Origin of the sequence: Anabaena sp. FACHB-595 (assembly GCF_048568275.1) — a bacterium.
GTDB lineage: Bacteria > Cyanobacteriota > Cyanobacteriia > Cyanobacteriales > Nostocaceae > Trichormus.
In genome coordinates, this window is sequence record NZ_CP183473.1 from 105,738 (window position 1) to 125,664 (window position 19,927).

Sequence of the window (19,927 nt, forward strand, 5' to 3'; positions counted from 1 at the left end):
AATCGATAAGTGGTTTTGCAGCTGATTTTTTCTCAATCAAGGGTCATTAGGGCTTCTACAATAACCCGCAGCGAGAATGAAAATTTACAACTTACCCATACTCCCAAAATTTACTTTCGGGGAGTTCCTGTTTTCTTAGAGGAACTTCCCGAAAGTTTGTATCTATAAGCATCTACAAGCATCTACTTTATTTCTTGACTGACGATAGAAATGTTTAAATTAACCAGGATGAATCAATTTTGGCGTTTACCTGTAAGTCTTGATTGGGGACAAAATCAGCAAGGTTCGCCTTTGATGGAAGTAGAAAATTCCATTTCGCTGCGGGTACTAGTGCTAGCGTTGGTAATTATTGGAATTGTGGCTATGGATATTGCCGCAGGGACTGCATTCAGTTTCTGGGCAATACCCATAAGTGTAGTTGGGACAATTTGGGGTTATTATCATCGCCGCAAACCTAATATTCCCATCAAATTTTGCATTGCTATTGGAATGTTAATGGCACTGGGGGCTTTCTTTGGGCGATTATTTGGCGAATTGAACGATACGCGGTTGGCTTTAGCAGAATTGCTAATTCAATTACAAGTCCTCCACAGTTTTGATGTACCTCGTCGCAAAGACTTGGGTTATTCAATTGTGATTGGGTTGATTTTGTTGGGTGTGGCCGCAACATTAAGCCAAACTCTGGCATTCGCACCTGTTTTATTGTTGTTTTTAGCGATCGCCATTCCCACTTTAGTTATCAATTACCGTTCCCAATTAGGGTTGGGGAATTCAAAAATCAAAAGTCAAAAGTCAAAAGAAACTAAATTATCCTCTGGGTTACCTACTTATTTTTTATTGTTTGGTGTAGTTGTTGGGTTAGGATTGGTAGTCTTTGCCTTATTACCACGATTCCCTGGCTATCAACTGCGGACTTTTCCTGTGAGTTCGCCTATCGAAGTCAACCAAAGTTTTACTGGCCGCAGCATTATTAATCCTGGTTATGTCCGTCAAGGTAATGCTGACAATCAAGGTAATGGTCGTGGTGAAAATGAACAAACTGGCAATGGTCAACCAGGAAAGGTAGATGATAGCTTCTACTACGGATTCAATAACCAGATCAACCAAAACCTGCGGGGAGAGATGAAACCCAAGGTAGTGATGCGAGTGCGATCGCAAGCTGAGGGATTTTGGCGAGTTTTGGCGTTTGACCGTTACACAGGTAAGGGTTGGGATATTTCCCGCAATGATGATGTGACAACCCTGAGGCGATCGCCTTGGTCTTATCAAATATATTTATCACCACCACCAATATCTGGCAAAACTAGGGAAGTAGTGCAGACTTACACTGTAGTGTCGGATTTGCCTAACCTGATTCCCGCTATGTCTTATCCCAGGGAAGTTTACTTTCCCACACCGATGATTGCTGTTGATAAAGAAGGTGGGTTACGCGCACCTGTAGGTTTATCTGAAGATTTGACCTATACAGTTATTTCCGACGTTCCTTACCGCGATCGCACTTTATTGGGGAAAGCTACTAACGATTATCCCCTGAATATCAAAAATTATTATCTACAAATACCCCCAGAAATTGCCTCCAAAGTTAAGCAACGCACCGAAGAAATCTTAGCTAACTACAACCAAAAACAGGTCGGACAATCTGAAAAAGCTTTAACTTCCAGCTACGAAAAAGCTCTTTATTTAGCGCAATATCTCAAACAAAACTATTCCATTCCCGAAAATCCTTTAGGATTGCCATATTTGAGTGAGCAGGAAGATTTAGTAGAAGCGTTTCTGTTCAAATATAAGGGTGGTTATCCAGATCACTTCTCCACAGTTCTGACGGTAATGCTACGGTCTATTGGTATCCCAGCACGATTAGTGGCTGGGTTCAGTGCGGGGGAATTCAATCCATTTACGGGAATGTATGTTGTACGTAACACTGATGCTTACGCAATGACAGAAGTGTATTTCCCTAAATATGGTTGGTTTACTTTTGACCCAATTCCCAATCATCCCTTGATTCCGCCTTCAGTTGAAGATGTGCAAACCTTTAGCGTATTGCGGCAATTTTGGCAGTGGGTGGCTGGATGGTTGCCTACTCCGGTGACAGGTTTGTTTAATACCATATTTGGGACATTATTTAGTTGGATTGGTAGGGCGATCACTTGGTTTATTACTCTGTTTACTCAAGGTTGGTTTGGTGTATTAACTGGCTTGCTTGTGGGAACAACCACAGCTTTCCTTGGTTGGTTAGGTTGGACACAGTGGAGAGAATGGCGTAACCATCGCCGATTACGTCAACTACCACCAATGGAAAGCCTTTATCAACAAATGCTGCAATGGACAGCTAAAAAAGGTTTGGGTAAACATCCAGCCCAAACACCCTTAGAGTATGCCCAAGTAGCCTATCACCATCATGGAAGTACTACGGCCCAAGTTATAGATGAGATTTGTCAAGCTTATGTTGGCTGGCGGTATGGTGGTCAAAAGCCTAACCTAAATCAACTACGACAAAGATGGGAAGAGATAAAAAAGGTGGGTGGCGATCGGGTAAATAGTAGCCTGTAGAGATACAAAGCTTTTTCTAAATTCACCTGGGGCGAGTGAAGCAAAAAGTCATATTGCTTCGCTCGCCTCAATTTTTTCATTCTCAAGCCAGCCTAATTATTTTTACTATTGTTGATGATAATGTTCAGATTCTGTTTGTGCGACACTCCGCCCAACAACCTATTTTTAATGAAGATGATCAAGAATAATGGTCGTAGGTTTTGCAACAGACTGAATTTATTCTACTGAGGTATTACTTTGATAGATTAACTGATAAATAGTATTTATTTTTAGCTTTTAAAAGCGTTTAAGCTAACCATTTAAAAAAAACTGGGAACTTATTATAGATATCACTTAACATAGATATTTCTCTCAAGATTTTAATATCTTGGGGAAGAGGAAAGTATTCATCAATTATCTTTAGATAGTATTTGTACTGTCAACTTGGCACTAGCTCTTATTAGCTGGCTAATGCCTATATCTTTAGGAATATTTTAAGTAAATTTGACTAATAAATAGCTAAAAAAAGCTTGGGTTAGATAAAAACTCAACGTGGCTAAATGTAATGCGTTGTAACTCTTATTTTTTCGGGATAACATGAGAATACAATCCTCTTTAGTTTAGTACACCACATAAGGTGTCAGTTTTTTTATGGAAATACAATTAATTAATATCGGTTTTGGCAACATTGTATCTGCTAACCGAGTAGTTGCCATTGTTAGTCCGGAATCAGCACCTATCAAGCGGATCATCACCGATGCTAGGGACAAAAATCAGTTAATTGATGCGACTTATGGTCGCAGAACCAGAGCTGTAATTATCACTGATTCCAGCCACGTAATTTTGTCGGCGATTCAACCGGAAACGGTAGCAAATCGGTTCGTCATTTCCCGTGAGCATCAGAGTGTAGAAAATTAGTTGGGGGGAGGAGGAAAAACCCGCCCATATTTGCACCACATCAGCAGTACTATGTGAATTAGACAAGTTTTCTGTCACTCGTGCTACAAATTCGTTAGTTAAGGTTTGCGCTGGTAACGTAGACTAGATTAAATTACTAACTTATCTAATGAATGCTCTTTCTTGATTAATTCACAGGTTTAACGGATGATGCAAGTTTTATCCATCCAGAATTGTGCTACTACCAAAGAAAATCCGTTGTCAGGCAAGCTGATTATTTTAACCGGGCCTAGTGGGGTCGGTAAAGGTACTTTAATGCGATCGCTCCTTCAGCGTCATCCGGAACTTTATTACTCTGTATCTGCAACAACCCGTCCTCCCCGTCCTGGGGAAGTAAATGGCGAAAGCTATTACTTTGTTAGCCGCAGTAAGTTTGAAGAATTAATTGCTCAAGGTGAATTTCTTGAATCGGCAGAATTTGCGGGTAATTATTATGGCACTCCTCGTGAAGCCGTACTGAACCAAGTTCAATCTGGTAAGTTAGTTGTGCTGGAAATTGAATTAGCAGGAGCAAGACAAATCCGTACCTCTTTCCCTGAAGCTCTGAGTATTTTTATTCTGCCGCCTTCCTTTGAAGAGTTGGAAAACCGAATTCGGGGGCGTGGACAGGACTCAGAGGAAGCGATCGCCCGTCGCTTACAACGTGCCAAAGAAGAGATTCAAGCTGCGGATGAATTTGATATTCAAATTGTGAATGACGATTTTGAAGCCGCACTCCAGGCGATCGAAGTAGCCTTATTTGGATAATCGATATTCTATAAAATCAAAGCCAAGCATTTTTTTAACCAAATAATAATCACTAAGGACACATGGAAAAGACGAGGTTTTTCTTTTGTGTCCTTATCCTATTTCCATAATGAAATGGGTACATGAAAAATTATTACTAGGTAATAAATCACTGACAATCAAAAAGTTTCAATACTAATATAAGGGGAACCGCTACAACGCAGTGGCTCCCCAATGAGCAAAAACTAAATTAGCCTACTAGACCTTGAATTAAAGCAAGATTACTAGTCAAAAAGTAAGCGACTACTGCACCACCAATACCACCAATTAAGAAAGCACTGGCAAAGTTGTTCCAGCCTTCTTTAGATTGGAAAGCATCAGGAGGATTGGGTACAGTAACACTAGCAAGAGCTGTGGGTGGATTGCTATTAGCGTACAAAGATAGAGCGAGAGTGAAAAGCACCACCAAACCTATAGCACCTAACAACCCGGCTAAGTTAGCATTAGCTGCATCCCTCAGTGGACCTAATTTGGCAAAGGGGCCAAAAAGAAAGTAACCATGAGCCATACCTACTTCTAATCCACGTCTAAAAGGGGTAAGACCTGGGCGATAGGCGGGTAGGTTGTTAATAAACCACTTGACTAGGGGAGAAGCGTTAACCGGGGTTTCTAGGTTGCCCCATTGAGGATCGCGTCCTGCTGGAAAAACCACTTCCCGATTTCTGGGGTCACTGGGGAGATTTTTTGATGCGTCTACTGCTTGCGCCATATTTTATGTTTGCCTCAAAAATACAATGGTGGCATTTTTATATTAATAATAATTGTAGCTAAAGACGTTTTTTATTCGATAAGTTTAGAAAAATTAATTTAGATTACTTAAAATTATAAAACTCGTAAGCTAATTATAGCTTTACGAGTTTCCAGAAATGATTTTTACTGCCTATTTGAGTGATAATTTGACTAAATTAATAAAGCAAATTAATCACACAAAATAGGCTAAAAACAACAGATTAAACTGTCTTAAAATCCCTGTATCAACTTATGGTAAGGGATGGAAAAGTAGGTCTGGAAAAAAACGATTGAATTCAATCAAAATCCCAGCCGTGATTGTCAGCCAGATAGTAGCTGCAACTGGTGCTGTGGAAATGAATTTAATCAGGTAGCTAGATTGGTCGGCTTTGTCTGCCATGATTTATTCTCCAAACAAGTTAATTGATTAGACGGAATTAGCGGGGAGAAACAGTAATTTCAGAGTCCTTAGCAGTTAATTCTCCAGAAAGAAGTTCTTTAACTGCGGCTGCTGGCCAAGCAAAGCCGGTAGCGATAATGGGTAGTGCAATACCCAAATCGAGTTGGATCTCTTTTTGTTCAGTATCTGAGTCCTTTTTGATCGCTTGTAGGTAAGCACGACCTACCCAACCGATCCAACCGGCAATGTAGAGGAAGAGAATGCTGGGAATTAGAAAATCACCAGCACGATCAAGACGACCATCAACAATCAGGTGAGGATAGCCTTCTGGACCACAAAGCGCTTGAGAATAACGCTCAAAACGTTTTTGTCCTGATTGGGGGTCTGCTGTAGTATTGCGGGCATTTTTTGCCAGTGCTTGAAATGCGGGATTTTCTGCACAAGGTGTCAGATCAGCTCCCAAGGCTTTGGCTGGGGGAGCGAAACTGAATGACAGACAAATCACTAAAATCAAAGCAAACAATCGACGCATGGATTTGTTTCCTTTTATTACACAAGAAAAAGTTTTTTGTACAAAACGAAGCGGCTTGTACATTCTTGATTTGCTTAACTAGCAAGTCATCATACTCTTGCGCGGGAATCGAGTAAAGTTTAAGTAAATAAAAGTTAAAGCTTCTCAAACAAATCTTTAGGTACTGGGGACTGGGGACTGGGTATGGGGACTGGGGAAGTGGAGGGAAAAGAACATCCTTGACTTACTCATCTGCCTCATCTGCCTCATGTCCCCACTCAGCACTCCTTACTTCTTCGTAGCAATGACAACTGTTTTAGCAATCGAAACCAGCTGTGATGAAACTGCCGTGGCAATTGTAAACAATCGTCAAGTTTTGAGTAGTATCATAGCCTCGCAAATTTCCGTCCATCAGCAGTATGGTGGGGTAGTACCTGAAGTAGCCTCACGAGCGCACTTGGAAACGATAAATGGCGCGATCGCCCAAGCGATGGATCAAGCTCAACTAGGTTGGGATAAAATCGATGCGATCGCCGCCACTTGTGCGCCTGGACTTGTAGGCGCGCTGTTAGTGGGGCTGACTGCTGCCAAAACTTTAGCAATCTTACACAACAAACCATTTTTGGGAGTTCACCACCTCGAAGGTCACATCTACGCGACTTATTTGAGTGAGCCAACTTTAGATCCCCCTTTTCTTAGCTTACTGGTTTCTGGGGGACATACAAGCTTAATTTACGTTAAGGAATGTGGTAGGTATGAAAGTCTGGGTGAAACGCGTGATGATGCGGCTGGGGAAGCTTTTGACAAGGTAGCTAGGCTGTTAAAGCTAGGTTATCCTGGTGGCCCAGTCATTGATAAACTAGCGCAAACAGGGAATCCTCAAGCCTTTGCGTTGCCTGAAGGAAAAGTGTCCTTGCCTGGTGGGGGATATCATCCCTATGATGGCAGTTTTAGCGGCTTAAAGACGGCTGTACTTCGTCTAGTGCAGCAATTAGAGAAAGATGGCGATTCACTGCCTTTAGAGGACATTGCCGCTAGCTTTCAGGCGACCGTAGCCAAGGCATTAACCAAGAGAGCGATCGCCTGTGCTTTAGATTATGGTCTAGATACCATTGCCGTTGGTGGCGGGGTAGCCGCTAACAGTGGCTTGAGACAACACTTACAAGCAGCCACCGCCGCAAATAACCTCCGTGTCCTCTTCCCTCCGCTAAAATTCTGTACCGATAACGCCGCCATGATAGCCTGTGCAGCCGTAGACCACTTATCACGCGGACATACTTCCCCCATCACCTTAGGCGTGGAATCAAGGCTAAGTCTTAGCCAAGTGATGAAGTTATATCAGTAGTTGTCAGAGACGCGATTAATCGCGTCTGTACAGTAGTCAGTTGTTCATCTTTGGCTGTTGACCGATTACCAATTACCAATTACCAATGACTTAATATGACTAGCAACTGCATCTGGCTGTTCTAACATTGCTAAATGTCCACAATCAGGAATTTCAATCACGTTATCACCACAGTATTGGAAAAGTGGATGAAAACTTGCTAAGTGGCGAACATACTTGGGTTCCATCACCTTATCATCAGTGCCAGCCAGAAAATAAACTGGCTGCTTTAACTGAGATACTAACTTTGGTAATCGGTTAACTTCATCCTCTGTTGTGGAATCTAGCAAAGCACCTAAAGCTGCTTCAGGGTCAGCTACAACAAAATCTATTACACGCTGACGCGCCCACTGACGATCCAAGGGACGAGATACACTAGCTCTGGTGAATAATAAGTCAATTAGAGGTACTTGGGACAACCAACGCGGACGGACTTGTAAAAAACGTTGCCCTGCTACACGGAACTGTTCAAACGCTTCTTTTAGGTAAATACCGCCACCTGCGTTAATACAAATGACACCCTTAATTTGTTGGGGAATTTGAGCCGCCGCCCATAGAGCGATGGTACCTCCCAATGAATGACCAACAAGCCAAGCACTGGTAATATTTAGCTGTTCCAACAGGGCTGCCAAATCTTGACCATAAGCTGCTGGTGTATAGAGAGAATCAAAAGATAAATTAATATCCTCAAGAGACTGAGCAGATAAACTGGCAGAACTTGATCCCCGATGAAAATCAGTTGCTAGCTGTGACTGAGACTCTCCGAAGCCCCGTAAATCATAAGACAGACACTGAAAATCAACTGACAAGCGAGAAATCACAGGTTGCCAGTATCCACGGCTATTAAGCCAACCGTGAATGAATACTAAAGCATCTGGGCATGATGTAGGAGCTGTCAGCTCATAGGCGTGGGGAAAGCCTAAGATTTCAATAGTTGCCATATTTATATCGTAACCCTAAGGGTGGGCGCGACTGAAATAAGCAATTAAAAATTCAAAATGAAAATAGAGTTTAGGGTTTAGGAGATCAGTACGCATAATTGTTTAATTTAAATTCTGTAGTCCCTAATCCCTAGTCCTTAGTACTTACCATCATTTCCCTAACAACCTTTGGCGTACCCCTTCAGCAATTTTGTGTCCTAAATATTCAGGAATAAGGCTTTCATTTGGTCCCAACAAATAGAGAATTAGCCGAGTGCGTCCGCGCCAAACTAGTAAATTCGCATTAACCACTAGTAGATCTTCCTGCCAAATGGCGTACATGACTTTGTAAAATAATCCCGGTTGATTGTCAGCTTCAATCACCAAAGCGGGGAGATGAAAAACCGGATCGACATAGAATTCAGTCTGTACTTGTTCTAAACCTACATCTAGGTTGAATTCCACAGCCAACATCTCTTCTACCTCAAACCGCCCTCCCAAAGCCTCACGAATGGCGCGACAAACGTTTTCTGCGGTTTTCTCTGTTAAGGCTTTACTGCCACGCGATACCAAAAGTTTGATAAAAACTAACATCGGTGGTCTAATTTGTCCATATAGACTCAGACCATGAATAGTTAGTCCGTAAGCGGCTAGTACACCGAAAATATCACTGAGAAGAAATGACTGATTGCGGTAGGCAAAATGCAGCGCACTTTTACTACCTTCCGGCTTCAACTCAATTACGGCACGTCTGGTTTTATAGAGACGATAAGCTAGCCGCAAATTTTGCAGTTGAATCTCACTGCTGACAAATTGTTCATAGAACTGGGGAAACGCTCGATTAAAGCGTTTGAGAAGTTCCAGTGTCGAAGATTTTAAACCCGAAGCCATCGTAGTGTAAGACTCGCTTGCTTTTATCGCCTGGGGACTGAGAACTGGAAATCAGTGCTGGGTAATGAGTACTGATTACGAGGTAAATAAAAACCTCAGTAGCCAGTACTCAACACTGCCCAATACCCAATACCTAATCTCTTTTATATACAATTCACTCTTTAGATACTCTTGTTTTGAGGAATTTGTCCTAGCCTTTACAACAAAGTGCTAAAGTTGAAAATAATTGGTGCGAAAAACTCCGTAACGGGCTGTCACCATTGAAAGTCCTAAAGACTTCTCACAAAATTGAGTGTAAGGGCTAAACAATGGTACTTGCTTTGTCAGGTGTGAATCAACACTCTCGATAGTGGACACCAATTTAGTTATACTACCCGAACCGCGTTGGCATGGGTTTTTGGAAAACTTGGTTTAGTACTCCTGAATCTGCGACAAGTAGAACACAACCTCTTGAAGAACATACAGTAGACGCTACGGGCAACTCTAATCCGAAAAGCGACGCTTCGGCAGCTACAAGAAATGCGGAACGTATCGTTTTTAGCACCGAGCGAGATATTGATCTGTATGAACTCGAAGAACTTTGTGATGCTGTAGGTTGGTCACGTCGTCCCTTAAGAAAAGTAAAGAAAGCCATTGAGCATAGTTTTCTCGTAGCCACAATGTGGCAAGTGCGAGGAAACCAAAGGCGGCTGATTGGTTTTGCCCGTGCTACCTCAGACCACGCTTTTAATGCCACTATTTGGGATGTGGTAGTTCACCCAGATTTTCAAGGTAAAGGACTGGGTAAAGCTTTGATGAAGTATGTACTTAAAAAACTCAGGAGTGAAGAAATTAGTAATGTGACCCTTTTTGCTGATCCTCATGTTGTAGACTTCTACAGGACTATGGGTTTTATGCCAGATCCGGAAGGCATCAAAGGTATGTTTTGGTATCCTCATTAAATTTTTCCGCTAAAGAAACATAGCCAATATCTAAAAAATCAGCTATGATAGCTAAAGCTTGTGTGAATAAAGTGAAATCGGGATGTAGCGCAGCTTGGTAGCGCGCCTGCTTTGGGAGCAGGATGCCGCAGGTTCAAATCCTGTCATCCCGATTAATATTACTGATAAGAAAAACCCATCCCCTGTTTTCAGAGGGATGGGTTTTTCTTATGGATAGAATCAGAACAATTAGAATTTACTATGCCATTTCTCAATTAATATTTTTAAAATACTATTAATGCCTGTATTTACACTGGAAAGATTAAATTAATTATTTTATAACTATTGCCTATTAAGAATGAATTACAAAGATTTTTTCGTAAAATTAAATTCCGGAAACTAAATACATCTGTATAAAATCAAGCAGCAAATTAACTAGCAATAGGAGGAACGATTAGCGGTTAAAAGCGTCCTCATATTGGGATAAGGGCAATAAAATGACATTGACCGTATTTACAAAAGCGGGAAAGTTTTCTGCCCGGTGACGGCTATATTTAACAGGCATCTACATGAATGTGTAGTAAATAGTTAAGCAAAACTGAGAAAAGTATAACTAAGACTACGGTCAACAGACAGCAACAATAGGACAACTATCCTTGAGAGTTGGAAAATCTAGCGCTTTAAGAGTAGATTAGGAGCATTTGACAACTACCACAACTTTTCTCATTTCCAAGAGATTGATATATAACTAAGACGGGTTGGTGGCGTGTAAATCCAACAATTTGTCTAACTCAACTGGAACACATTAAGACGAGGAATACTTATGAAAGCATTGGTTCGCTGGGGCGCAACACTAGGTTTAGTTGGAAGTACTTTACTCGGAACATTATCTTTAGGTAGCCTTCCAGCAATAGCCTTATCAGAACAACAAATCAAAGAAAAGTTGGATAGCGTACCTATCTATTTAGTTACAAATGAAAAAGGTTTACCATTAAGCCGTCCTTTACCCAACGCGCCAAACGGCCAAAAGGCCGGTGGTTCAATCACTGGGGCTTATATGAGTCGGCAGGAAGCGCAGGCTTTTATTAACGAACTGCGGAACGCCAAAAATAAAGACCCCAAGATGCAGGAAATCGTCAAAAGCCTACAGGTGACAGCAGTGCCACTAGGGGTGATTTACCAGCAGTTGCAACAAACAAAAAAAGACCCTAATCGTCTGTTATTTGCTTTTAAACCTGTAGATCAGGAAATTAAAGGGGCAATGGATTTATTGCGCCAAAGCGGTCAACAGGTAAATCAGTTTAAGAGTGTGCCGATGTTTGCTGTTAGATTTGCGCCAGATCAGGGTTATGTACCAATTAAAGTAGGTACTGGCAACGAACAAGTTGTACCACTATTTTTGAGCAAACAGGATGCACAAGGCTTATTGGGGCAAGTCAAGCCAAAACATCCCAAGGCGGATATTCAAGTTCTAGATATAGACGGTGTACTACAGACATTACAAGATAAGAATGATACTTGGCTCAATCAAGTTGTTTTAGTACCATCTCCAGAATCTAGAGAATATATTAGGACTCTACCCAAACCACCTAACACTCCTGCTGCCCCTAATCGTAACAATAATAACTCCCGACCTGGGGCAAAATAGAATTCACCTTAGGCATGACAAATCGACAGGCAAATGTAGTTTCTGGTTTACAACTTTGGCAGTGGCGCATCAAAGCAAATCAAGCCGCGATCGCTCATAATATTCCCATAGCAGAAGTGGATTGGCTGTTGCAAGAGATAGCTGATTTAGACCGCTTGGCACTGCGTTTAGAGTCGTTTAAAGACTGGTCTGAAGTGCCGATGGGTTTATCTCTGGACAAGTTAGACCAACTTTGGCAGAGGCGATTAGGCGATCGCTTACCCGTACAGTACATCGCCGGAGTTACACCTTGGCGCAAGTTCAAACTTACGGTGTCGAGCGCTGTTTTGATTCCTAGACCGGAAACTGAGTGCTTGATTGATTTAGCTGTAGCTGCTGTTGCTAACAGCGAATCGGCTATGCACTTACAACAAGGACATTGGGTAGACTTGGGAACGGGTAGTGGGGCGATCGCCTTGGGGTTAGCTGATGCTTTCCCTGAAGCCACAATTCATGCTGTAGATTGCAGTGTGGAAGCTTTGGCGATCGCCCAGCAAAACGCCTGGAACGCAGGTTTATTTGATAGGATGCGATTTTATCAGGGTCGCTGGTGGGAGCCTTTAAGTTTGCTGAAAGGTCAATTTAATGGCATGGTATCTAACCCTCCTTATATTCCCAGCGACATTGTGCCTACGCTACAACCAGAAGTAGTAAACCATGAACCACATTTAGCCTTAGATGGCGGTGCGGATGGCTTAGATGCCATCCGCCATCTAATAGAAGTTGCCCCCAGTTATTTACGACCTGGGGGTATATGGTTAATTGAAATGATGGCGGGTCAAGCGGACGCGGTACAAGCTCTTCTGCTGCAACAGGGCAGTTATAGTAATATTCAAATTCACTCTGATTTAGCTGGTATTGAGCGTTTCGCTTTAGCACAGATTCAGTGATGAGTTTTAAGTAGTATTCTTGAGTAAGAATTGCTTAAGTGTTAATTTGTAATTGATAATTACAAGTTATTTATGACTAGGGTTTCCTTAGAAACATTAATAGCTGGTGTGGGTGCTGGCGGTTTAGTTAGTTTCCCTACAGATACAGTGCCGGCGCTGGCGACTCTACCAGAGCAAGCAGAATTGATTTTTGCGGCTAAACAGCGCAGTCAGGACAAACCTCTAATTTTGATGGGTGCGAGTGCAGAAGATTTGTGGCCTTATGTAGAAGGTCGTGAGCAAGATAAGCAAATTTGGGAACAAGTTGTCAGTCAATATTGGCCTGGAGCATTGACATTAGTAGTACCAGCGAGTAAGCGCGTTCCCGAAGTGATGAATCCGATTGATCCCACAACTATTGGTATTCGTGTGCCTAAGAGTGCGATCGCTCAAAAGATTTTGTCACAAACTGGGCCTCTTGCCACGACTAGTGCTAATTTCTCAGGACAGCCAGCTTTACTAACAATGGCAGAGATTGATGCTCAGTTTCCCACAGTGTTGACACTGGAATCAACAGCAGTGGAAGCGGAGGGAATTGGCTTACCTTCTACTGTTGCCAAATGGACAGGTGAAAATTGGCAAATCTTGCGGCAAGGAGCAGTAAGTTTAGAGTTTTAGGGCATAAAAAGGAGGAAAGTAGGGGAATATGGGGCAAAACGAAAAACTGAGAAAAGAACTATTTCCCTTTTTCTCCCTGCTCTCTACCTCTCTCCCCAGCCCGCAATCCCCACTTCCATTTTTTAGACAGTTATAATGTTGGTCTCCTGATTTTTAGGCAGTGAATTAGTGAAGAACTTGTTGGATCAAGCAGAACTGATGAACTAAAAAATAAGGAAACTGATTTTTATACTTTGTGGTCAATTTAACAAGTTAATAACTGTCTAAATATGAATTGGAGCAACTGGATATATCTAGGAGCCGGATTATTATTGGGGCTTGGTGTTCGTGGTTTATTTGCGCGGTCTACAAATGCCACTGCTAGCCAGTCCACAGTCACACTAGGGGAGCAAGAGTACACATCACAACTCCAGCAACAGCTCCAAAACACACAGCTAGCCTATGAAATGGCCCAAGAGATGAGCCAGTTTAAAGGGGGTTTCTTAGCACGGACTACCCATGAATTGCGATCGCCTCTCAATGGTCTCATTGGTCTACATCAGTTAATTTTGTCTGATCTTTGTGAAGATCCAGCAGAAGAGCGGGAATTTATTACCCAAGCTCATGAGAGAGCTTTAAAGTTGCTGCATCTCATGGACGAAATCCTCAATGTAGCCAAGACAGAACACGGTAACAATAAATTAGATATTCAGCCAAAATCTTTAGCCGAAATTTTACAAGAAGTATATAAATTAACTTATATGCTGGCGGTGGATCGTAATTTAAAGTTGCAGATTTCGCCTCCCGACCCAGAGATTTATGTTTTGGCAGATGCAAGATGGCTAAGACAGGTATTGTTAAACTTAGTAGACACTGCCATTAGTCAAATGCAGGAAGGAAGTATCTTTATTTCTGCGAAGCTTACACCTGAAAGCGAATATGTTTCTATTTGGTTAGATTTACCTACTCATACTGTAGTTAAAAGTGAATCGATTGATTTACTCCGAATGACTGATGAATCTTTGCCGACCGATAAACGGAAAGCTGGTCTTTCTCCCAGTATGAAGCTATTACTTAATCAAAAACTGCTAACAGTGATGGGAGGAAAGTTAGAAATCCTACCCTCTCCTGAATCCCATGCAGCAGAGCAATTAACTAGACTCGAATTGTCTATCCCCCTAACGATTCCTGAAGCTGAACTTCTGTAGTAGTTAAAGAGCAAATTCGGGGTTGATTGTGTAGCACCATAGTGGTGCTGTTATTAGCTTGGAAGCCGATTTTTTCGTAAAACTCCTGTCGATTGGTAGTCATTAAATATACTCGCTCCACCCACCTCATGCGGGGATGGGCTAAGACAGTTTCGACTAATTTGCTTCCTAAGCCATTACCTTGGTAGTCTGGATGGATGACAACATCCCAAATCGTGGCGCGATATATGCCATCGGAGGTTGCTCTAGCAAAACCAATTAGATGCTCTGCGTCCCAAACAGAAATTACCGGCTCACTATTGGCAATAGCTATACCTAAATCCTCAATACTGCGTCCTTTCGCCCAAAAAGCAGAAATATTAAATAGCTGTTGGAGTTGATAAAGGTCTACTTCAGACTGGCGATTACGAAACTGGATCTGAGGATAGCTCATGTATAGTTGCTCCGATAGGGCAGTATTTTTACTGTCTTTTAGTCCTATTTTGCAAGAAATTATCGTAAATGTGTATGTATATGCAACTATTTTCCAGTTGAGTTTTTAATGGAAAATCCACTTCCATAGAGGGTGTGTTGGCCCCTGCTGACGGATATGAAACACTTGCTTTTCGAGGCGCTGCTTTTCCTCTTGTGGTAGACCCAGCAAAATATTCCGACTCTGCCAAACTAAAATAGCAGCCGTCATCCCTATACACAAACCTAAACCCAAGGTAGACAGTGGATGGTAAAAGAGTCCATAACGCACTGCTACCCAAGTAAAATATTGTTGCCACAAAGCAATTTCTGCCCGTAAATTCCATAGAGAAACAGGTGCAACTGTTAGCCATAAACAGCCAACAAAACACCACCTACCATACACGGTTAACTGGTGTAGTCTCTGCACTTGTTCAACTAAAGATGACTCATTATCTTCTGTATGATTGCTAGAGCTTGGGGGTTGTTCTGGTTCATCCATAGGCTACGGGGGATTGGGTAATGGGTAATGGGTAATGGCTACTGTGTATCAGCTACCTCTGTGTTTGGTACTACTGTAGATGAACTGTTACGCTCACGCCACAGTGTCAGTAGGGTGCTGGCGATGAAGATACTGGAATAAGCTCCTGCTAAGAAGCCAAAAATTAAAGCTAGAGCAAAGTTTTTCAGGGTTTCGCCACCAAATAAATAGATTGCGAACAATGGCAACATGGTAGTCAAGGTTGTATTAATTGACCTTCCCAGGGTTTGGTTCACTGCATCATCGACAATATCAGCGATGGGGCGATTGGGGTCTAGTTTTAGGGTTTCTCGGATGCGATCGTATATCACTACTGTATCGTTGACAGAGAAACCTGTAATTGTCAGTAGAGCTACGATAAATAAGCTATCGACTTCAGTACCGAAAACTAAACCGAAAATTGAGAATATGCCTGCTGTGATTAAGACATCATGAAATAGAGCAATGATGGCAAATAAGGCATAGTCTAATTGGAAGCGGAAGTTTAAGTAAATGATGATGCCTACGAAGGATACAATCAGAGCGATCATCCCTGAGGTAAACAATTCTCTGCCTAAGGTAGGCCCGACTGTATCAAACTGATTTTTCTGTTCGTCAAAAGACCCAATTTTTTCGCTTAAGGCATTTTGTAAATTAGTCCGTTGCTCACGCTCTAAGGTTTTGGTACGGATTGAGATGCCGTTTTCTGCTCCTGTTTCTCTATCGGTGATAATTTGAATACTGCTGTCACCTAGACCTTGGGCTTTGGCTACTTCCCGCACAACGTTAATATCAATTGGTTGGTCGCAGTTTCCAGGTTTGGTGCAGTCGCGTTCAAACTGTAATCTTGTACCACCGATAAAGTCCAAACTAGGGCGTAAGGGAGCGCGAATATCGGGGTTTTGCCAAGAGATGACCATTGAGATCAGACCAATCAGGATGAAGACACTGGAAATAATCCACCAAAGCGATCGCGATTTATTTATACTTAGTTTCATTGAGCCACCTCAGTCTTATTCGATGCACTTGTTCCTGGTAGGTTGGGACAGAACAGTTCTGGTTTACGCAAGCTGGGAATACTGATTGCCAAAAACATCAAGGTGCGACTACAGGTAACGGCGCTAAACATACTCACGGCTACACCCAATGCCAAGGTTAAGGCAAAACCTTTGACTAAACCAGCCCCCAACCAGAATAGGGCAGCACAGGCAATCACTGTAGTAACGTTGCCATCTAAGATGCTGGAGAAGGCGCGGTAAAAGCCAGATTCTACAGAACGATATAAGGATTTACCTGCTTGTAGTTCTTCCCGTGTGCGCTCAAAAATCAGCACGTTGGCATCTACCGCCATACCGATACTGAGAATGAAACCTGCGATTCCTGGTAGGGTTAAGGTTATACCTAACAAAGCGAAACTAGCCCAGGTCAAGATAGCGTAGATAATTAGGGAAATATCCGCAATTAATCCCGGTAGCCTGTAGTACACAACCATAAATATGAGTACTAAAGTCAAACCACCAAGTCCAGCATAGATACTGCTGTTGATGCTGTCTTTACCTAAGGTTGCGCCAACAGTGCGAATTTCAGCAATTTCTACTGGTACAGGTAAAGCACCACCACGTAACTGCACACCTAAATCATTGGCTTGTTGTGCTGTAAATCGACCTGTAATCACAGCCGAACCACCAGTAATGCCAGTAGAGGCAAACTCTATCCCTACATTGGGCGCGCTTATCAGTTCGTTATCTAAAAAGATCCCAATGCTGCGTCCAGTCCCGGCAAGATTTTTTGTCAGTTCAGCAAATAGTTCGCCGCCTTTTTGGTCAAAGCGGATGGCAACATTCCAATTGCTACTACCTTGAGTTGGTTCACCATAGGCATCTTCCAAGTGTTTACCATCAAGGGGTGGATTGGTGCTTTCAAATAACTCAGCGATCGCTTGATTATTTTTTTGTAAATCTTCTAAATTTTTATTAACTGCGGCTTTATCGTTACTTTTTTTTAATTCTGCTTGTTTTGCTTGCAGTTCTAATCTTGATGCTTGAAATGCTAGTAGTTGGGTTTCAGTACCTTGTTTTTGTTTACGGAATTCTAGTTGTGCTGTACCTCCCAGCACCCGTTCCGCTTGTTCTGGGTCATTCACCCCTGGTAACTGTACAAGGATCTTATCTGTTCCCACAGTTTGAATTACGGGTTCAGAAACACCAAGACCATTAACTCGGCCTTCGACGACACTTTTGACCCCATTCAGTTCACGTTCGGTGATTTGCTTAATTTCGGCTGTTGGTTTCACCAGAATTGTGATTTGTGAGCCTCCCCGCAAATCTAGTCCCAAGGGTATGGGAATTGTGAATATCACCGTAATGGCGGCGATTAATAAAACTACAATCAACGCTAATAGCGATCGCTGTCTCTGCATACCATATCTCGCAACTGACAAACGCTATAATAACGCTCTTTGAATCAGTTATGAGTTGCTTTTAGGGATTGGGTACTGGTGATTGGGGATCGGGTATTGGGTATTGGATATGAGGTAGCAGTTTTTTCTTCCCAGTCCCTAGTCCCTATTCCCCAGTCCCCATTCTCTATACGCGCAACGCAATCATTTTCTGCACAGCTTCGACAATTTGCTCTGGTTGAACAATTGTTAGGCGCTCCAGAGTACCGTTGTATGGTGTAGGAATATCTTGAGATGACAGCCTGAGGACTGGTGCATCTAATTCATCAAAAAAGCGATCGTTAATGGAAGCGATTAATTCTGCTGCAATACCGCCGGTTCGCATCGCTTCTTCCACAATAATCACTTTGTGGGTTTTGCGGATTGATGCACCAATTGTTTCTAAATCAAGTGGTTTGAGGGATATTAAATCAATTACTTCTGGGTCGTAACCTTGTTTTTCTAAAGTTTTTACCGCTTGGGTGACGTGATGACGCATCCGTGAATAAGTCAAGATTGTTACATCTTTACCAGAACGGACGATTTCTGCCTTATCTAAAGGTAGGTAGTATTCTTTTTCCGGTAAGTCCTCTTTCAAGTTATAAAGCAGGACGTGTTCAAAGAATAGAACAGGGTTATCATCGCGGATGGCTGATTTCAGCAATCCTTTGGCGTTGTAAGGTGTAGAACAGGTGACGATTTTCAAGCCTGGAACTGCTTGGAAGTAAGTTTCCAGGCGTTGGGAGTGTTCTGCACCCAACTGTCTACCTACACCACCAGGGCCACGAATAACCAAAGGAATTTTAAAGTTACCGCCGGAGGTATAGCGTAGCATCCCCGCGTTGTTGGAGATTTGGTTAAAGGCGAGGAGGAGAAAACCCATATTCATGCCTTCAATTATCGGACGTAAGCCTGTCATAGCAGCACCTACAGCCATACCAGTAAAACTGTTTTCGGCGATGGGAGTATCTAAAATTCTGAGTTCACCGTATTTTTTATATAAATCCTTGGTGACTTTGTAAGAGCCGCCATAGTGTCCTACGTCTTCACCTAGAACGAAGACACTGGAATCACGAGCCATTTCTTCATCAATGGCTTCCCGCAGAGCGTTGAAGAATAATGTTTCTGCCATTTAGACTTTTTTATTACGACTATTATTTTAGAATCTTATCGTGCCATCGTAGCTAATATGGTGAGCGATCGCACTAGTTGAAAGTTCATTTATAAGTTCCGTGAGTTTATACTTAGGTAGATGGATTTCCGGCTTGAAAAATCTGCTCTACAGTCAAATTCAACTCTGGGAATGTTGCAGACTGAATACGGTCATTTCCCCGAAATTTATGAATCTGATATTCACCATCATCTAAACAGCAGACTAATATAGTAGGTTGTTTCGGCTTGCCAATAAACTCCCTCCCACCTAAAGCAGCATAATCTACAATCCAATATTCAGGGATTCCCATCATTTCATAGTCAGCATATTTCTTGTGATAATCATCACGCCAGTTACTACTTACCACTTCAATTACCAACGGAATTGAGGCTGCTTGACTTACTGTGGATTCTTTTTTCCAGCGTGGTTCATTGACTAAATTGGGGTGATTGAATATCAGTATGTCTGGAGAATAAGCTGATTCACCTTCGACTGGCTTGACAAACGCTGTCTTGGGTATGAAATAAGGTAGATTTAATTGCGTATATGCTTTAACTATTTCTCCAACCAAAAATCCCACTATCTCTTCATGGTCACCCGTGGGTGGTGGCATTTCAATAATTACTCCGCCATGTAGTTCATAGCGTTGTCTTGGGTTATCTGGATACCAAGCCGCAAACTCATCAAATGTGATTACTTTACGTAAAGTTTGAGTCATGGTGCGATCGTCTGGAAATGAGGGGCTATAGCAATCCTAAATTATTCATGAGAAGATGCCCGACTTTTTCCATAAGTCGGGCATCTGCATTTTTTGCCCAAATCCGCAATAAACACATCATCGCTAGTAAAAAAACGATGTCTAACATTTTTTACTAATAAGTTAAGATAATCACCATCAATCTTCTTCTCTTACCCTTTT

21 protein-coding genes and 1 tRNA gene are annotated in these 19,927 nt (G+C 42.2%); 10 read left to right on the forward strand and 12 right to left on the reverse strand.

Annotated elements, in window-relative coordinates; all coding sequences use genetic code 11:
• Positions 1-228: 228 nt before the first annotated feature.
• The 3 genes from ACN222_RS00495 (at position 229) to gmk (ending at position 4,233) form a co-directional block, all read left to right on the forward strand.
• Positions 229-2,550, forward strand: coding sequence for a transglutaminase TgpA family protein (locus ACN222_RS00495; RefSeq protein WP_044520488.1), 2,322 nt, complete (start codon positions 229-231; stop codon positions 2,548-2,550).
• A 630-nt stretch (positions 2,551-3,180) separates the two neighbouring features.
• On the forward strand, positions 3,181-3,447 hold the full coding sequence (gene remA / locus ACN222_RS00500) for an extracellular matrix/biofilm regulator RemA (RefSeq protein ID WP_010994282.1): 267 nt from the start codon (positions 3,181-3,183) through the stop codon (positions 3,445-3,447).
• A gap of 186 nt (positions 3,448-3,633) precedes the next feature.
• A complete protein-coding gene (gene gmk, locus ACN222_RS00505) occupies positions 3,634-4,233 on the forward strand; it encodes a guanylate kinase (protein WP_010994283.1) in 600 nt (199 codons plus the stop codon).
• Between the two features lie 229 nt (positions 4,234-4,462).
• On the opposite strand, the gene ACN222_RS00510 is transcribed toward gmk, so the two are convergent.
• From ACN222_RS00510 to ACN222_RS00520, 3 genes are all read right to left on the reverse strand, one after another.
• Positions 4,463-4,981 (reverse strand): photosystem I reaction center protein subunit XI, encoded by a 519-nt coding sequence (locus tag ACN222_RS00510; protein WP_010994284.1) that lies wholly within the window; start codon positions 4,979-4,981, stop codon positions 4,463-4,465.
• A gap of 270 nt (positions 4,982-5,251) precedes the next feature.
• Entirely contained in the window at positions 5,252-5,401 is a 150-nt protein-coding gene (gene psaJ, locus ACN222_RS00515) for a photosystem I reaction center subunit IX (RefSeq protein WP_010994285.1), read from the reverse strand.
• 37 nt (positions 5,402-5,438) lie between these two features.
• The gene (locus ACN222_RS00520; RefSeq protein WP_010994286.1) at positions 5,439-5,933 is read right to left on the reverse strand and encodes a photosystem I reaction center subunit III; all 495 of its coding nucleotides are present in this window, start codon (positions 5,931-5,933) and stop codon (positions 5,439-5,441) included.
• A gap of 283 nt (positions 5,934-6,216) precedes the next feature.
• On the opposite strand from ACN222_RS00520, the gene tsaD reads away from it, so the two are divergent.
• Complete coding sequence (tsaD, locus tag ACN222_RS00525) at positions 6,217-7,257, forward strand: tRNA (adenosine(37)-N6)-threonylcarbamoyltransferase complex transferase subunit TsaD (protein WP_010994287.1); 1,041 nt, start codon at positions 6,217-6,219, stop codon at positions 7,255-7,257.
• A gap of 65 nt (positions 7,258-7,322) precedes the next feature.
• Here the strand turns inward: tsaD and ACN222_RS00530 are convergent, their stop codons facing one another.
• On the reverse strand, positions 7,323-8,237 hold the full coding sequence (locus tag ACN222_RS00530) for an alpha/beta fold hydrolase (protein ID WP_010994288.1): 915 nt from the start codon (positions 8,235-8,237) through the stop codon (positions 7,323-7,325).
• A 150-nt stretch (positions 8,238-8,387) separates the two neighbouring features.
• The gene (locus ACN222_RS00535; RefSeq protein WP_010994289.1) at positions 8,388-9,107 is read right to left on the reverse strand and encodes a hypothetical protein; all 720 of its coding nucleotides are present in this window, start codon (positions 9,105-9,107) and stop codon (positions 8,388-8,390) included.
• A gap of 389 nt (positions 9,108-9,496) precedes the next feature.
• Here ACN222_RS00535 and ACN222_RS00540 point away from each other — a divergent pair, with 389 nt between their 5' ends.
• The 6 genes from ACN222_RS00540 to ACN222_RS00565 all read left to right on the forward strand — a co-directional run bounded on the left by ACN222_RS00540 (position 9,497) and on the right by ACN222_RS00565 (position 14,448).
• Positions 9,497-10,048, forward strand: coding sequence for a GNAT family N-acetyltransferase (locus ACN222_RS00540; RefSeq protein ID WP_010994290.1), 552 nt, complete (start codon positions 9,497-9,499; stop codon positions 10,046-10,048).
• A gap of 78 nt (positions 10,049-10,126) precedes the next feature.
• Positions 10,127-10,200 (forward strand) — tRNA-Pro (locus ACN222_RS00545).
• A 650-nt stretch (positions 10,201-10,850) separates the two neighbouring features.
• On the forward strand, positions 10,851-11,675 hold the full coding sequence (tic22, locus tag ACN222_RS00550) for an outer membrane biogenesis proteinTic22 (protein ID WP_010994291.1): 825 nt from the start codon (positions 10,851-10,853) through the stop codon (positions 11,673-11,675).
• A gap of 14 nt (positions 11,676-11,689) precedes the next feature.
• Positions 11,690-12,604, forward strand: a complete 915-nt coding sequence (gene prmC / locus ACN222_RS00555; protein WP_010994292.1) for a peptide chain release factor N(5)-glutamine methyltransferase — start codon at positions 11,690-11,692, stop codon at positions 12,602-12,604.
• Positions 12,605-12,676: 72 nt separating this feature from the next.
• On the forward strand, positions 12,677-13,261 hold the full coding sequence (locus ACN222_RS00560) for an L-threonylcarbamoyladenylate synthase (protein ID WP_010994293.1): 585 nt from the start codon (positions 12,677-12,679) through the stop codon (positions 13,259-13,261).
• A 269-nt stretch (positions 13,262-13,530) separates the two neighbouring features.
• Positions 13,531-14,448 (forward strand): sensor histidine kinase, encoded by a 918-nt coding sequence (locus ACN222_RS00565; RefSeq protein ID WP_010994294.1) that lies wholly within the window; start codon positions 13,531-13,533, stop codon positions 14,446-14,448.
• Here the strand turns inward: ACN222_RS00565 and ACN222_RS00570 are convergent.
• The 7 genes from ACN222_RS00570 to ACN222_RS00600 form a co-directional block, all read right to left on the reverse strand.
• Positions 14,411-14,881, reverse strand: a complete 471-nt coding sequence (locus tag ACN222_RS00570) for a GNAT family N-acetyltransferase (protein ID WP_010994295.1) — start codon at positions 14,879-14,881, stop codon at positions 14,411-14,413. The genes ACN222_RS00565 and ACN222_RS00570 overlap by 38 nt on opposite strands.
• Positions 14,882-14,986: 105 nt before the next feature.
• On the reverse strand, positions 14,987-15,400 hold the full coding sequence (locus ACN222_RS00575; protein WP_010994296.1) for a hypothetical protein: 414 nt from the start codon (positions 15,398-15,400) through the stop codon (positions 14,987-14,989).
• Between the two features lie 38 nt (positions 15,401-15,438).
• Positions 15,439-16,416, reverse strand: a complete 978-nt coding sequence (gene secF / locus ACN222_RS00580; protein WP_010994297.1) for a protein translocase subunit SecF — start codon at positions 16,414-16,416, stop codon at positions 15,439-15,441.
• Positions 16,413-17,837 carry a protein translocase subunit SecD gene (gene secD / locus ACN222_RS00585; protein ID WP_010994298.1) on the reverse strand — a complete coding sequence of 475 codons (1,425 nt, stop codon included), beginning with the start codon at positions 17,835-17,837 and terminating at the stop codon, positions 16,413-16,415. Before secD ends, secF begins: the two co-directional genes overlap by 4 nt.
• Before the next feature lie 166 nt (positions 17,838-18,003).
• On the reverse strand, positions 18,004-18,987 hold the full coding sequence (locus tag ACN222_RS00590; protein ID WP_010994299.1) for an alpha-ketoacid dehydrogenase subunit beta: 984 nt from the start codon (positions 18,985-18,987) through the stop codon (positions 18,004-18,006).
• Between the two features lie 112 nt (positions 18,988-19,099).
• On the reverse strand, positions 19,100-19,726 hold the full coding sequence (locus tag ACN222_RS00595; protein WP_010994300.1) for a Uma2 family endonuclease: 627 nt from the start codon (positions 19,724-19,726) through the stop codon (positions 19,100-19,102).
• A gap of 25 nt (positions 19,727-19,751) precedes the next feature.
• Positions 19,752-19,874: a hypothetical protein gene (locus ACN222_RS00600; RefSeq protein WP_269083586.1), complete on the reverse strand. Its 123-nt coding sequence runs from the start codon at positions 19,872-19,874 to the stop codon at positions 19,752-19,754.
• Positions 19,875-19,927 lie beyond the last annotated feature (53 nt).

What these genes read in the sequence shown, in the direction of transcription:
- ACN222_RS00495 (WP_044520488.1), top strand. Translation starts at nt 229, where the DNA reads ATGAATCAATTTTGGCGTTTACCTGTAAGTCTTGATTGGGGACAAAAT.
- remA (WP_010994282.1), top strand. Translation starts at nt 3,181, where the DNA reads ATGGAAATACAATTAATTAATATCGGTTTTGGCAACATTGTATCTGCT.
- gmk (WP_010994283.1), top strand. Translation starts at nt 3,634, where the DNA reads ATGATGCAAGTTTTATCCATCCAGAATTGTGCTACTACCAAAGAAAAT.
- ACN222_RS00510 (WP_010994284.1), bottom strand. Translation starts at nt 4,981, where the DNA reads ATGGCGCAAGCAGTAGACGCATCAAAAAATCTCCCCAGTGACCCCAGA.
- psaJ (WP_010994285.1), bottom strand. Translation starts at nt 5,401, where the DNA reads ATGGCAGACAAAGCCGACCAATCTAGCTACCTGATTAAATTCATTTCC.
- ACN222_RS00520 (WP_010994286.1), bottom strand. Translation starts at nt 5,933, where the DNA reads ATGCGTCGATTGTTTGCTTTGATTTTAGTGATTTGTCTGTCATTCAGT.
- tsaD (WP_010994287.1), top strand. Translation starts at nt 6,217, where the DNA reads ATGACAACTGTTTTAGCAATCGAAACCAGCTGTGATGAAACTGCCGTG.
- ACN222_RS00530 (WP_010994288.1), bottom strand. Translation starts at nt 8,237, where the DNA reads ATGGCAACTATTGAAATCTTAGGCTTTCCCCACGCCTATGAGCTGACA.
- ACN222_RS00535 (WP_010994289.1), bottom strand. Translation starts at nt 9,107, where the DNA reads ATGGCTTCGGGTTTAAAATCTTCGACACTGGAACTTCTCAAACGCTTT.
- ACN222_RS00540 (WP_010994290.1), top strand. Translation starts at nt 9,497, where the DNA reads ATGGGTTTTTGGAAAACTTGGTTTAGTACTCCTGAATCTGCGACAAGT.
- tic22 (WP_010994291.1), top strand. Translation starts at nt 10,851, where the DNA reads ATGAAAGCATTGGTTCGCTGGGGCGCAACACTAGGTTTAGTTGGAAGT.
- prmC (WP_010994292.1), top strand. Translation starts at nt 11,690, where the DNA reads ATGACAAATCGACAGGCAAATGTAGTTTCTGGTTTACAACTTTGGCAG.
- ACN222_RS00560 (WP_010994293.1), top strand. Translation starts at nt 12,677, where the DNA reads ATGACTAGGGTTTCCTTAGAAACATTAATAGCTGGTGTGGGTGCTGGC.
- ACN222_RS00565 (WP_010994294.1), top strand. Translation starts at nt 13,531, where the DNA reads ATGAATTGGAGCAACTGGATATATCTAGGAGCCGGATTATTATTGGGG.
- ACN222_RS00570 (WP_010994295.1), bottom strand. Translation starts at nt 14,881, where the DNA reads ATGAGCTATCCTCAGATCCAGTTTCGTAATCGCCAGTCTGAAGTAGAC.
- ACN222_RS00575 (WP_010994296.1), bottom strand. Translation starts at nt 15,400, where the DNA reads ATGGATGAACCAGAACAACCCCCAAGCTCTAGCAATCATACAGAAGAT.
- secF (WP_010994297.1), bottom strand. Translation starts at nt 16,416, where the DNA reads ATGAAACTAAGTATAAATAAATCGCGATCGCTTTGGTGGATTATTTCC.
- secD (WP_010994298.1), bottom strand. Translation starts at nt 17,837, where the DNA reads ATGCAGAGACAGCGATCGCTATTAGCGTTGATTGTAGTTTTATTAATC.
- ACN222_RS00590 (WP_010994299.1), bottom strand. Translation starts at nt 18,987, where the DNA reads ATGGCAGAAACATTATTCTTCAACGCTCTGCGGGAAGCCATTGATGAA.
- ACN222_RS00595 (WP_010994300.1), bottom strand. Translation starts at nt 19,726, where the DNA reads ATGACTCAAACTTTACGTAAAGTAATCACATTTGATGAGTTTGCGGCT.
- ACN222_RS00600 (WP_269083586.1), bottom strand. Translation starts at nt 19,874, where the DNA reads ATGTTAGACATCGTTTTTTTACTAGCGATGATGTGTTTATTGCGGATT.